The following is an 11601-nucleotide window of genomic DNA, read 5'->3' as shown; positions in this document are numbered from 1 at the left end:
TCGCGTGTTTTCCGCGCGTGGTGCGTGGAAAGTCTTCGTGATCTCCAGGAAGCTACAGGAAATCCGGAGAAACAAGTTTGAATTCAGAGTGAGGTTCTCAATGTACGCGGTCATAAAAACCGGCGGCAAGCAGTATAAGGTTGCTGTCGGCGAAAAATTGAAAGTAGAACAGATACCGGCAGACATTGACGCTGAAATCACGCTCGACCAGGTTCTCGCAGTAGGCGAAGGTGAATCGATTCAGTTCGGTACGCCGCTGGTCAGTGGGGCTTCCGTCAAGGCTACTGTCGTGTCTCAAGGTCGTCACAAGAAAGTGACCATCTTCAAGATGCGTCGCCGGAAGCACTACCAAAAGCACGCTGGCCATCGCCAGAACTACACCGAACTGCGCATCGACGCGATCAACGCGTAAGCGCACCGGTTAAGGAGCTAAGCAAATGGCACACAAAAAAGCAGGCGGGTCTTCCCGCAACGGCCGCGACTCCGAGTCGAAGCGTCTCGGCGTGAAGGTGTACGGCGGCCAGGCAATCAACGCAGGCGGCATCATCGTTCGCCAGCGCGGCACGCGCATGCACCCGGGTGAAAATGTCGGCATCGGCAAGGATCACACCCTGTTCGCACTGGCCGACGGTCACGTGAAGTTCGTGACCAAGGGCGCTGCCCGCAAGCATACGGTCGTCGTCGTCCCGGCAGCGTAAATTTTACGCACGGGCTTCAGGACCGAAAAAAGGATCAAGGCCGCAAGGTCGAAAATCCAGGGCCCCGCGAAGTTCGCGGGGCCTTTTTCATTTGATGCGCAGCAATTGCGCATCGGCAGGATTCATCAAGGCCAGTGACCGGCAGCGCCGGGTCGCGGCACAATAGCTCGAATTACACGGGACGGAGCAACGCATGAAGTTCATTGACGAAGCGAGGATCGAAGTCATCGCCGGCGACGGAGGAGATGGCAGCGCGTCGATGCGCCGCGAGAAGTTCGTTCCGTTCGGCGGGCCGGACGGCGGCGACGGCGGCCGCGGCGGCAGCGTCTACGCGGTCGCGGACCGCAACATCAACACGCTGATCGACTACCGGTTCGCGAAGAAACACCAGGCGCGCAACGGCGAGAACGGCCGCGGCGCCGACTGCTACGGCAAGGGCGGCGACGACATCACGCTGCGCATGCCGGTCGGCACCATCATCACGGATCAGGAAACCGGCGAGCTGATCGCCGACCTGACCGAACACAATCAGCAAGTGCTCGTCGGCCAGGGCGGCGCGGGCGGCCTCGGCAACCTGCATTTCAAGTCGAGCACGAACCGCGCGCCGCGGCAGAAGACCGAAGGCAAGCCGGGCGAGCGCCGCATGCTCAAGCTCGAACTGAAAGTGCTCGCCGACGTCGGCCTGCTCGGCATGCCGAACGCGGGCAAGTCCACGTTCATTTCGTCGGTGTCGAACGCGCGGCCGAAGATCGCCGACTATCCGTTCACGACGCTCGCGCCGAACCTCGGCGTGGTGCGCGTCGGGCCGAGCAAGAGCTTCGTGATCGCCGACATTCCGGGCCTGATCGAAGGCGCGGCGGAAGGCGCGGGGCTCGGCCATCGCTTCCTGCGCCATCTGCAGCGCACCGGCGTGCTGCTGCATCTGGTCGACATGGCGCCATTCGATGAAAACGTCGATCCGGTGGCCGAGGCCAAGGCAATTGTCAACGAACTGCGCAAGTACGACGAGCAGCTCTATGAAAAGCCGCGCTGGCTCGTGCTGAACAAGCTCGACATGGTGCCGGAAGACGAGCGCGAAGCGCGCGTGAAGGACTTCGTCGAGCGCTTCGAGTGGGACGGTCCGGTGTTCGAGATTTCGGCGCTGACGGGCCAGGGCTGCGAAGCGCTGACCTACGCGGTGTTCGACTACATCTCGCAGCACTCGGATGCGTCGCGCGCGGCGGAAGAGGAAGATCTCGCCGCCGACGTGCGTTTCCGCGACGACCAGGCCAGCAAAGAGTAACGACGAGCATCAAAGAACGAGCTTCAAGAACACGCCTTCCGAGGGAGAAAGCGCACGATGCGTTCAGTCATCGCCGCAGCGAAGCGAATCGTAGTGAAAGTCGGGTCCAGCCTCGTCACCAACGACGGGCGCGGGCTCGATCATGCGGCCATCGGCCGCTGGGCGGCGCAGATCGCGGCGCTGCGCGAACAGGGCAAGGAAGTCGTGCTCGTGAGTTCGGGCGCGATCGCGGAAGGCATTCACCGGCTCGGCTGGAGCAAGCGGCCGCGCGAGATCGACGAATTGCAGGCGGCGGCGGCCGTCGGACAGATGGGGCTGGCGCAGGTGTACGAGAGCAGCTTCGGCGCGCACGGCATCCGCACCGCGCAGATCCTGCTGACACACGCCGACCTGGCCGACCGCGAACGCTATCTCAACGCCCGTTCGACGCTGCTCACGCTGCTGCGGCTGGGCGCGGTGCCGATCATCAACGAGAACGACACCGTCATCACCGACGAAATCAAGTTCGGCGACAACGACACGCTCGGCGCGCTGGTGGCCAATCTGATCGAAGGCGACGCGCTCGTGATTCTCACGGATCAACGCGGCCTGTTCACGGCGGATCCGCGCAAGGATGCCAGCGCGACGCTCGTCGAGCAGGCCGATGCCGGCACGCCCGAGCTCGAGCAAATGGCTGGCGGCGCCGGTTCGAGCCTCGGCCGCGGCGGCATGCTGACCAAGATCCTCGCGGCGAAGCGCGCGGCGCACAGTGGCGCGAACACGGTGATCGCGAGCGGCCGCGAGGCCGACGTGCTGACGCGGCTTGCGTCGGGCGAACTGATCGGCACGCAGCTTATCGCACGCACGGCGCGCATGGCGGCGCGCAAGCAGTGGATGGCGGATCACCTTCAGGTGCGCGGGCACGTCGTGATCGATGCGGGCGCCGTGAACAAGCTCACCGCCGACGGCAAGAGCCTGTTGCCGATCGGCGTGATCGACGTGAAGGGCGCGTTCGGCCGTGGCGAGGTGATTGCGTGCATCGACGATCAGGGCCGCGAAGTGGCGCGCGGCATCACGAACTACAGCAGTTCGGAAGCGCGGCTGATTCATCGGCGGCCGAGCGGCGAGATCGAGAGCGTGCTGGGTTACATGCTGGAGCCCGAGCTGATCCACCGCGACAACCTGGTGCTCGTCTGACGCCGGTTCATCAAGACCGCAGCCGTAAAAAAGCCCGCCAGACCGCAAGGTCCGCGGGCTTTTTGCATGCGTGGCGGCCGTGATCAGCGCGTGTTGATCGAACGCTGGGTGCGCTTGTACTGGATGTTCTCGACAATCTGCTTGGCCGTGCCGACCACCAGCTTGCTCGTGCAGAAGTAGTCTTGATAGAGCGCGGCCTGGTAGGCGTTCAGTTCGCCGTTCTCGATGCGTTTGAAGTCGAACGCGGCGCCCTGGTCCCAGCCGTTCTGATCGTCATTGATGCTGGCATAGCGGCGCCACTCATACGTGTCGCAACGGATGCCTTCATAGTTGACGTTGCGCGCCCCGGCCGGACTCGTGACGACGACCACATAGCGCACGACGCCATCATTGCCGACCGTCAGCGTGGATTTGTCGACGGCGAAGTTGAGCGGCGTGTTCTGCGACACGTTGAAGGGCAGCAGATTCGCTTCCTTCGGCAGCGGCGGCATCGTGTCGATCTTGTCTTCGGCCCAGGTGCTCTTGCGGTCGAGCAGATAGGTGAAGACGCCGTCATCCTGATTCGACGGCGTCTTGGAGCTTGAGCAGCCGGCGAGCACGGCGAGTGCGGCCGTGGATGCCGCGAGCAACGCGAGTGAAGCTGTGACTTTCAATTGGATTTCCCGGAAACATGCGCGCGGGCTTCGGGCACCCCGCCCGGCGCTAAAGGCGAAATGGAAACAACAGCCCGGCGAGTGTATCGCCGGGCTGCCGCTTCAAGTCATGCCGAGTGTCAAAGTGTGCGAAGAACCGAGAACCTGAAACAAGGGAACTCAGTCGCACGGTGAACGCTGCTGCACGATCACCGTCACTTCTTCGCTGACCGTGCATTCTGCCTGAACTGCCGCGCCGGAGGCAGTTACCGCAGGTGCTTCGATCGTTATCGTCTGGAGCACGCGCGGATAGCGCGCCCATGATGCGCGGCTCGCTCGCCGCGTTCACCGCGGGAGTTGGTGCGCCGCAGGAAGCGGGACAGCTCGTTGAGAGCCAGTTGATAAACGTCGCGCTTGAACTCGATGACCGCATCCAGCGGTACCCAATACTCGTTCCAGCGCCAGGCATCGAATTCCGGATGGTCCGTCGCACGCAGGCAGATGTCGCAATCGCGGCCCACCATGCGCAGCAGAAACCAGATCTGTTTCTGACCGCGATAATGTCCGCGCACCTCGCGCTTGATGAACTTGTCCGGCACCTCATAACGCAGCCAGTCACGGGTGCGACCCATGACCTTCACGTGTTCAGGAAGCAAACCGGTTTCTTCGTGTAACTCCCGATACATCGCTTGCACGGGGGTCTCGCCGTATTTGATACCCCCTTGCGGAAACTGCCAGGAATGTTCACGCAGTCGCTTACCCCAAAACACTTCGTTGCGCGCGTTCAAGAGGATGATGCCGACGTTCGGGCGAAAGCCTTCACGATCCAGCATACAACCACCTTCGAATCCTTTAAAATTGCTTTGATTATAAACAGTTAACGGGCCTGGCGCACCGGCAGGAACCCCAATCCGGGGCACGAATCCGGCGCCGCGTCTGCAACGCTGCGCCAGACGCTTTGCCAGACCACCCGGAAGGCGGCAAAATCTTCGCTTCAGACAGGCGAGTGGCCGGCGCAAGACACAGCTCCGCTCCATGCAACGCCGTCGACCGTTTCCGTTGTTCACCCTCGTTTCGCCTGCTTCGGCGCTCACCCGCAGCGCAGCACGCGCCGCTCTTGGAAAAATTGAATGAAAGCATCCCGTTTCTTCATCGGCACTCTCAAGGAAGCTCCCGCCGACGCCGAGATCGTCAGCCACAAGCTGATGATGCGCGCCGGCATGATCCGCCGCGTCGCGGGCGGTATCTACGACTACATGCCGATCGGCCTGCGTTCGATCCGCAAGGTCGAAGCCATCGTGCGTGAGGAGATGAACCGCGCGGGCGCGCTCGAATTGCTGATGCCCGCCGTGCAGCCCGCCGAACTCTGGCAGGAATCGAAGCGCTGGGAACAATACGGTCCGGAACTGCTGCGCTTCAAGGATCGTCACGAACGCGACTTCGTGATGGGCCCGACGCACGAGGAAGTCGTGACCGACATCGCGCGCCGCGATATCAAGAGCTATCGCCAGTTGCCGGTGAACTTCTATCAGATCCAGACCAAGTTCCGCGACGAGATCCGTCCGCGCTTCGGCGTGATGCGCGGCCGCGAGTTCATCATGAAGGACGCGTATTCCTTCGATAAGGACCTCGACGGCCTTGCCGAGTCGTATCGCAAGATGTACGACGCGTACGTGCGCATCTTCACGCGCATCGGCCTGGAGTTCCGCGCGGTGGCGGCGGACAACGGTTCCATCGGCGGCAGCGGTTCGCACGAGTTCCACGTGATCGCCGAAACGGGCGAGGACGACATCGCCTATAACCCGGCTTCCGAGTTCGCGGCGAACGTCGAGGCCGCGGAAGCGCTGCCGCTCATCGCGCAGCGCGCTGCGCCCACGGAAGAACTGAAGAAGACGCCGACGCCGGGCGCCGCCAAGTGCGAAGCCGTCGCGCAACTGCTGAACATTCCGCTCGAAAAGACCATCAAGTCGATCATTCTCGCGACGGAAAACGACGGCGCCGAGCCCACCATCTGGCTGCTGATGCTGCGCGGCGATCACTCGCTCAACGACATCAAGACCAACAAGCTGCCGGGCCTGAAGGAATACCGCTTCGCGACCGAAGCCGAGATCGTCGAGTGGTTCGGCACGCCGCCGGGCTACCTCGGTCCGCTCAACACGAAGAAGCCGGTGCGCGTGATCGCCGACCGCACGGTCGCGAACATGAGCGACTTTGTCGTCGGCACCAACGAAGTGGATTTCCATACCACCGGCGTGAACTGGGGCCGCGATCTGCCGGAACCCGAAGTGGCGGATATCCGCAATGTCGTCGCGGGCGATCCGTCGCCGGATGGCAAGGGCACGCTCGAAATCTGCCGCGGCATTGAAGTGGGCCACGTGTTCCAGCTCGGCACGAAGTATTCGGAAGCGATGGGCGCCACGATCCTCGATGAAAACGGCAAGCCCGCGCCGATGCAGATGGGCTGCTACGGCATCGGCGTGACGCGCGTGCTGGGCGCGGCGATCGAACAGAACTTCGACGAGCGCGGCATCATCTGGCCGGAAGCTATCGCGCCGTTCGAAGTGGTGATCTGCCCGATGGGCTATGACCGCAGCGACGCCGTCCGCGAGCAGGCCGATGCGCTTTACTCCGCGCTGCAGGAAGCCGGCATCGACGTGATTCTCGACGATCGCGGCGAGCGTCCGGGCGTGATGTTCGCCGACTGGGAACTGATCGGCGTGCCGCATCGCATCGTGATCGGCGATCGCGGGCTCAAGGAAGGCAAGCTCGAGTACCAGGGCCGTCGCGATACCGAAGCCACGCTGCTGCCGGTCGAGGAAGCGGCCGCTGTCGTGACGGGCAAGGTCCGGGCCGCGCTCGGGAAGTAATGCAATACAACTTCCTGTCGGCGACGATCCTGTTGCTGCTGATCACCGATCCGCTTGGCAACATCCCGATCTTCATCAACGCGCTGCGCGGCGTCGCGAAGGAGCGGCGTCGCGTGGTCGTGCTGCGGGAAGTGGCGATTGCGTTCGTGATCCTGCTGGTATTCATGCTGGCCGGCGACCGGTTCCTGCGCGCAATGAACCTCACGGATGTTTCATTGCGCATCGCCGGGGGCATCGTGCTGTTCCTGATCGCGCTGCGGATGATCTTTCCGCATCCGGACGGCGCCATGGGCGGCGACTCGCGCGGCGGCGAGCCGCTCATCGTGCCGCTCGCCATTCCGGCGCTGGCGGGGCCGTCGGCCCTTGCAACGGTGATGCTGCTGACCTCGCAGGCGCCCGGCAAGATGTTCGAGTGGATCGGCGCGCTGACGGTGACGATGCTCGTCTGCGCCGTCGTGCTGATCCTCGCGGAGAAGATCCAGCAATGGCTCGGCGAGCGCGTGGTGACGGCGTTCGAGCGGCTGATGGGGCTCGTGCTGGTGGCGATTTCCGTCGAGATGATGCTCACCGGCATACGCACTTTCGTGCATCAGCTGTAAAAAAAGCGGCCGAGGCCGCTTTTTTATTGGAGGCGCACAAGCCTCATGCGCCTTCGGTCAGCGCGCGGATGGTCGGCAGATTGCGCCAGTAGCCCTTGGCGTCCATGCCGCAGCCGAACACATAGCGGTCCGGCACTTCGAAGCCGCAGAAATCCGGACGCAGCGGCTTGGCCTTCGGAATGATCTTCTCGCACAGCACCGCCGAGAGAAACGTCTTCGCGCCCATCGCCATGATGCGGTCGCGGATGGCGGCCATGGTCTCGCCTTCGTCGAGGATGTCGTCGAGCACGAGCACCGTGCGATCCTTCACCGATTCCGCCGGCGCCACGCGCCACTGCATCTCGCTGCCGCCCTTGATGGCATTGCGATAGCGCGTCAGGTGGATGTAATCGAACTCGAGCGGGAAATCCAGATGCGGCAGCAGCATGCCGGTGAACACGGCCGCGCCGCCCATGACCGAGAGCACCAGCGGAAAGTCGTCTTGCGTCGCCGCCTTGATGGCCGTGGCCATCTTGCCGATCGAGGCGTTGACTTCAGCGGCCGTCACGATCTCTTCGGAATGGCTGAAAATATGCAGGGCTTCTTCGCGATTCATAGGGCAAGCGGGAGAAAGGCAGACTTCTTAGTGTGGAAAAAAACGGCGGCGTGCGCCACATGATAAACCCGCGCCCTGTGCCGCGCCTTATGTCGCTCCTTGTGTCGCGTCGGACGAGCGCAGCGCGGGTTCAAGGAAGCGAAGCTCAGCGCATGCCCGGCATCATGCCCTTCATGCCACGCATCATCTTCTGCAGGTTGCCGCCCTTCAGCTTCTTCATCATCCCGCGCATCTGCTCGTACTGATTGAGCATGCGGTTGACTTCCTGCACGTGCACGCCCGCGCCCGCCGCGATCCGGCGCTTGCGCGCGGCCTTGATGAGCTCGGGCTTGGCGCGTTCCTGGCGCGTCATCGAATTGATGATGCCTTCCATGCGGCGCATCTGCTTCTCGGCGTTGTTCATGTCCGCGCCCTGCGCGGCCTGCTGGAACTGCGCCGGCAGCTTGTCCATCAGCGACGACAGCCCGCCCATCTTCTTCATCTGCGAAAGCTGCGCCTTGAAGTCGTTCAGGTCGAAGTCGCCGCCTTTCTTGACCTTGTCGGCGAGCTTCTGCGCGGCGGCGGTATCGACGCCGCGCTGTGCTTCCTCGACCAGCGCGAGGATGTCGCCCATGCCGAGGATCCGGTTCGCCATGCGGTCCGGATGAAAGACTTCGAGGCCGTCGAGCTTTTCCGCGACGCCGACGAACTTGATCGGCTTGCCGGTGACGTGACGCACGGAGAGCGCCGCGCCGCCGCGCGAATCGCCGTCGAGCTTGGTGAGCACGACGCCGGTCAGCGGCAGCGCGTCATTGAAGGCCTTTGCGGTGTTGACGGCATCCTGACCCAGCATGGCGTCGACGACGAACAGCGTCTCGGCGGGCTTGAGCAGCCCGTGCAGTTCGCTGATCTCCTTCATCATGGCTTCGTCGATGCCGAGACGGCCGGCCGTATCGACGATCACCACATCATGAAAGTGACGCTTCGCCCAGTCGATGGCCGCGCGCGCGATATCCGCGGGCTTCTGGTCGGGTTCGGACGGGAAGAAGTCCGCGCCGACCTGCTCCGTCACCGTCTGCAACTGACGGATGGCGGCGGGACGGTACACGTCGACGGAAACGGTCAGGACCTTCTTCTTCTGCTTCTCGCGCAGCAGCTTGGCGAGCTTGCCGGTGGTGGTGGTCTTGCCGGCGCCCTGCAGGCCGGCCATCAGGATCACGGCGGGCGGCGTGACGGCGAGATTCAGTTCGGCGGCCTTGCCTTCGTAATCGCCGCCGATCACGGCCGTCAGTTCCTTCTGGACGACGCCGACGAGCGCCTGGCCCGGCGACAGGCTCGACAGCACTTCCTCGCCGAGCGCCTTCTCCTTCACCTTCGCGATGAACTCGCGCACCACCGGCAGCGCCACGTCCGCTTCGAGCAATGCGAGGCGCACCTCGCGCAGCATCTCCTGGGTGTTGGCTTCAGTGAGGCGGGCCTCGCCGCGCAGCGTCTTGACGACGCGCGCCATCCGTTGAGTGAGGTTATCGAGCATGGGGAAACGGTAGGAAAGGGGGCCCTTTTCGGCGCGGTGTCGTACGCCGGCTCAGGTTTCGCCCCGCGCTGGCGCAAGGGGCAAAACGTCGTGACTCAGGGGCCTAGTGTAAACTTCGAACATGGATATTGTACTGTATGCCCTCACTGCGCTTCTCTACGGCGGCCTTGCCGTGGCGGGCTGGCGCGCGCATCGCCACCCGGCCGTGGAGCCGGCGCTGGCGGGCATGCCGCCGGCGGGATTCGGGGCGGCGGTGCGGTCTCCGGTGCCGTCTTCCGTCCCGGCTGCGCCTCAGTCGAAGGCGTCCGGCATGAGCGGCGTCGGACGCTCACTATTATTAGTGGCGTTGCTGGTGCATGGCGTCTTGCTGCACACCACCATCTTTCCCCAGAACGCGATGATCTTCGGCTTCGCGTTCGCACTCTCCGCGATGTTCTGGCTCGGCGCGGGCATTTACTGGATCGAAAGCTTTTTCTTCCCGCTCGACGGCCTGCGTCTGCTCGTGCTGCCGCTCGCGTGCATCGCGTCGCTGATGCCCTTGCTGTTCGGCGGCGTGCGCGTGTTGTCGTATTCCGCCGCGCCGATGTTCAAGGTGCATTTCCTGATCGCGAACATCGCCTACGGGCTGTTCGCCATCGCCGCGCTGCACGCCGTGCTGATGCTGATGCTCGAACGCCGCCTGCAGCGCATGCGCGGAATGGCCACGCGTCACACCGGCAATGGCTGGCTCGCCAGCTGGCTCGACACATTGCCGCCGCTTCTCACGCTCGAGAAGCTGTTGTTCCGGCTGATCGCGGCAGGCTTCGTGCTGCTCACGCTGACACTCGTCTCGGGCATCGCGTTCAATGAGCAACTGGTCGATCGCGCGCTGCGCCTCGATCACAAGACCGTGTTCGCGTTTCTCTCGTGGCTGATGTTCGGCGCGCTGCTGACCGCGCGTCGCATCTCCGGCTGGCGCGGACGCGCTGCGTTGCGCTGGGTGCTGGCGTCGTTCGCCGCGCTGCTGCTCGCTTATGTCGGCAGCCGCTTCGTGTTCGAAGTGCTGCTGCATCGCGCGGTGGTCTGAGCGGCGCGCTCTTCTTTCTGACCGTACTCATGCGAAATTTCCTCTTTCTGATCGTCCTGTTCTTCCTGAGCCAGTGGCTTTTGAAGAAGCTGCGCCGCGCGAACGAGCGCGCGCAACAAGGCGACACCGCGGCCGGCGGCGCGAGCGCAGGTGGCTTCAGCGGCGCCGGCGCGGGCCGTGCGCGCAATGGCAACGGCTCGGGCGCCTCGGCAGCCCAGCCGCCGCAACTCGCCGATCCTTTGATCCAATGCGCGCAATGCGGCGTGCACACGCCGCGCAGCGAAGCGATCGTCGTCGCGGGCGAGCGCTTCTGCTGTACCGATCACGCGCGCGCCCACGCCAACCGTCCGACTGGCCGCGACGCGCGATGAACACAGGCGGCGGCAGCACGGACCCGGCGCACATCGACGGGCAGGGCTGGCTCACGAACGCGCAGCGCCTGCCGTCGCCCAACTTCGAGGCGCGTCCGGGCAACGCGGCGCCGACGCTCATCGTCGTACACAACATCAGCCTGCCGCCCGACGACTTCACGACGAACGCCATCGCCGACTTCTTCCTCAACCGGCTCGATCACGACGCGCATCCGTACTTCGATCAGCTGCGCGGGTTGCGCGTGTCCGCTCACTTCGTCATTCGCCGCAACGGTGAGATCCAGCAATTCGTTTCCTGCGACGAACGCGCGTGGCATGCGGGCGTCTCGTCGTTTCGGGGACGCGAGCGCTGCAATGACTTTTCCATCGGCATCGAGCTGGAGGGCAGCGACCGCCTGCCCTTCGAGGACGCGCAGTACGGCGCGCTCGGCCCGCTCGTGCGCCTGCTCGTGAAGCGCTATCCCATCGACGCGCTCGCCGGGCACGCCGACATCGCGCCGGGACGCAAGACCGATCCCGGCACTCACTTCGACTGGCCGCGCCTGCGTCACGACAGCGCGTTGCCGCCCTCGTTCTTCCCGTTCCTGCCGCGCGACTGAGCCGGGTTGCTGACACCGAGCAAGATTTTTCTCGTTGCGACGCAGCACGGAGACGCGCGATACCTTTACCGCGCTTGAGGCGGAAAAAGTCAATCCCAATGAAGCAGAAAAAAGTTTTTGAGACTGCGCGGATGCCCACTATACTTGGTGCCGACAGACGTAATTTGCACTAGATCTTGTGTTGTTGAAGCGGCGCCCGCTCC

The 11601-nt window shown here is 63.8% G+C and carries 12 protein-coding genes and 1 pseudogene; 9 read left to right on the top strand and 4 right to left on the bottom strand.

Features of this window, described 5'->3' with window-relative positions; translation table 11 throughout:
• Nucleotides 1–100: 100 nt before the first annotated feature.
• From rplU to proB, 4 genes are all read left to right on the top strand, one after another.
• Nucleotides 101–412, top strand: a complete 312-nt coding sequence (gene rplU / locus QCE62_RS13070; protein WP_008342953.1) for a 50S ribosomal protein L21 — start codon at nucleotides 101–103, stop codon at nucleotides 410–412.
• Nucleotides 413–437: 25 nt separating this feature from the next.
• The gene (gene rpmA, locus QCE62_RS13065) at nucleotides 438–698 is read left to right on the top strand and encodes a 50S ribosomal protein L27 (RefSeq protein ID WP_014192314.1); all 261 of its coding nucleotides are present in this window, start codon (nucleotides 438–440) and stop codon (nucleotides 696–698) included.
• Between the two features lie 193 nt (nucleotides 699–891).
• A complete protein-coding gene (cgtA, locus tag QCE62_RS13060; RefSeq protein WP_309918542.1) occupies nucleotides 892–1980 on the top strand; it encodes an Obg family GTPase CgtA in 1089 nt (362 codons plus the stop codon).
• 57 nt (nucleotides 1981–2037) lie between these two features.
• Nucleotides 2038–3156 carry a glutamate 5-kinase gene (gene proB / locus QCE62_RS13055; protein WP_309918539.1) on the top strand — a complete coding sequence of 373 codons (1119 nt, stop codon included), beginning with the start codon at nucleotides 2038–2040 and terminating at the stop codon, nucleotides 3154–3156.
• Between the two features lie 83 nt (nucleotides 3157–3239).
• Here proB and QCE62_RS13050 read toward each other — a convergent pair whose 3' ends face one another.
• Nucleotides 3240–3809 (bottom strand): CNP1-like family protein, encoded by a 570-nt coding sequence (locus QCE62_RS13050; protein WP_309918538.1) that lies wholly within the window; start codon nucleotides 3807–3809, stop codon nucleotides 3240–3242.
• 159 nt (nucleotides 3810–3968) lie between these two features.
• Nucleotides 3969–4621: pseudogene (locus QCE62_RS13045) on the bottom strand (RNA pyrophosphohydrolase).
• Nucleotides 4622–4918: 297 nt separating this feature from the next.
• Between QCE62_RS13045 and QCE62_RS13040 the strand changes: the two are divergent.
• Entirely contained in the window at nucleotides 4919–6655 is a 1737-nt protein-coding gene (locus QCE62_RS13040) for a proline--tRNA ligase (protein WP_309918536.1), read from the top strand.
• Nucleotides 6655–7254, top strand: a complete 600-nt coding sequence (locus tag QCE62_RS13035) for a MarC family protein (protein ID WP_309833395.1) — start codon at nucleotides 6655–6657, stop codon at nucleotides 7252–7254. Before QCE62_RS13040 ends, QCE62_RS13035 begins: the two co-directional genes overlap by 1 nt.
• 43 nt (nucleotides 7255–7297) lie before the next feature.
• Here QCE62_RS13035 and QCE62_RS13030 read toward each other — a convergent pair whose 3' ends face one another.
• Complete coding sequence (locus tag QCE62_RS13030) at nucleotides 7298–7849, bottom strand: hypoxanthine-guanine phosphoribosyltransferase (protein ID WP_309809915.1); 552 nt, start codon at nucleotides 7847–7849, stop codon at nucleotides 7298–7300.
• Between the two features lie 145 nt (nucleotides 7850–7994).
• On the bottom strand, nucleotides 7995–9362 hold the full coding sequence (ffh, locus tag QCE62_RS13025) for a signal recognition particle protein (RefSeq protein ID WP_309918533.1): 1368 nt from the start codon (nucleotides 9360–9362) through the stop codon (nucleotides 7995–7997).
• A gap of 121 nt (nucleotides 9363–9483) precedes the next feature.
• On the opposite strand from ffh, the gene QCE62_RS13020 reads away from it, so the two are divergent.
• The 3 genes from QCE62_RS13020 to ampD are packed head-to-tail and all read left to right on the top strand — an operon-like array spanning nucleotide 9484 to nucleotide 11398.
• Nucleotides 9484–10428 carry a cytochrome c biogenesis protein CcsA gene (locus QCE62_RS13020; protein WP_309918530.1) on the top strand — a complete coding sequence of 315 codons (945 nt, stop codon included), beginning with the start codon at nucleotides 9484–9486 and terminating at the stop codon, nucleotides 10426–10428.
• A 29-nt stretch (nucleotides 10429–10457) separates the two neighbouring features.
• The gene (locus QCE62_RS13015; RefSeq protein ID WP_309918528.1) at nucleotides 10458–10799 is read left to right on the top strand and encodes a PP0621 family protein; all 342 of its coding nucleotides are present in this window, start codon (nucleotides 10458–10460) and stop codon (nucleotides 10797–10799) included.
• Nucleotides 10796–11398 carry a 1,6-anhydro-N-acetylmuramyl-L-alanine amidase AmpD gene (gene ampD / locus QCE62_RS13010; RefSeq protein WP_309918525.1) on the top strand — a complete coding sequence of 201 codons (603 nt, stop codon included), beginning with the start codon at nucleotides 10796–10798 and terminating at the stop codon, nucleotides 11396–11398. Before QCE62_RS13015 ends, ampD begins: the two co-directional genes overlap by 4 nt.
• The last annotated feature ends 203 nt before the right edge of the window (nucleotides 11399–11601 follow it).

The sequence above is a fragment of the Caballeronia sp. LZ033 genome (assembly GCF_031451265.1).
In the GTDB taxonomy this organism is placed as follows: Bacteria; Pseudomonadota; Gammaproteobacteria; order Burkholderiales; family Burkholderiaceae; genus Caballeronia.
This window is presented reverse-complemented; position numbering and strand designations above follow the sequence as displayed.

Bases quoted from the DNA above. Each gene is read 5' to 3' on its own strand.
- QCE62_RS13015 (WP_309918528.1), top strand. From the start codon at position 10,458: ATGCGAAATTTCCTCTTTCTGATCGTCCTGTTCTTCCTGAGCCAGTGG.
- proB (WP_309918539.1), top strand. From the start codon at position 2,038: ATGCGTTCAGTCATCGCCGCAGCGAAGCGAATCGTAGTGAAAGTCGGG.
- QCE62_RS13030 (WP_309809915.1), bottom strand. From the start codon at position 7,849: ATGAATCGCGAAGAAGCCCTGCATATTTTCAGCCATTCCGAAGAGATC.
- rpmA (WP_014192314.1), top strand. From the start codon at position 438: ATGGCACACAAAAAAGCAGGCGGGTCTTCCCGCAACGGCCGCGACTCC.
- QCE62_RS13040 (WP_309918536.1), top strand. From the start codon at position 4,919: ATGAAAGCATCCCGTTTCTTCATCGGCACTCTCAAGGAAGCTCCCGCC.
- QCE62_RS13035 (WP_309833395.1), top strand. From the start codon at position 6,655: ATGCAATACAACTTCCTGTCGGCGACGATCCTGTTGCTGCTGATCACC.
- rplU (WP_008342953.1), top strand. From the start codon at position 101: ATGTACGCGGTCATAAAAACCGGCGGCAAGCAGTATAAGGTTGCTGTC.
- ampD (WP_309918525.1), top strand. From the start codon at position 10,796: ATGAACACAGGCGGCGGCAGCACGGACCCGGCGCACATCGACGGGCAG.
- QCE62_RS13020 (WP_309918530.1), top strand. From the start codon at position 9,484: ATGGATATTGTACTGTATGCCCTCACTGCGCTTCTCTACGGCGGCCTT.
- ffh (WP_309918533.1), bottom strand. From the start codon at position 9,362: ATGCTCGATAACCTCACTCAACGGATGGCGCGCGTCGTCAAGACGCTG.
- cgtA (WP_309918542.1), top strand. From the start codon at position 892: ATGAAGTTCATTGACGAAGCGAGGATCGAAGTCATCGCCGGCGACGGA.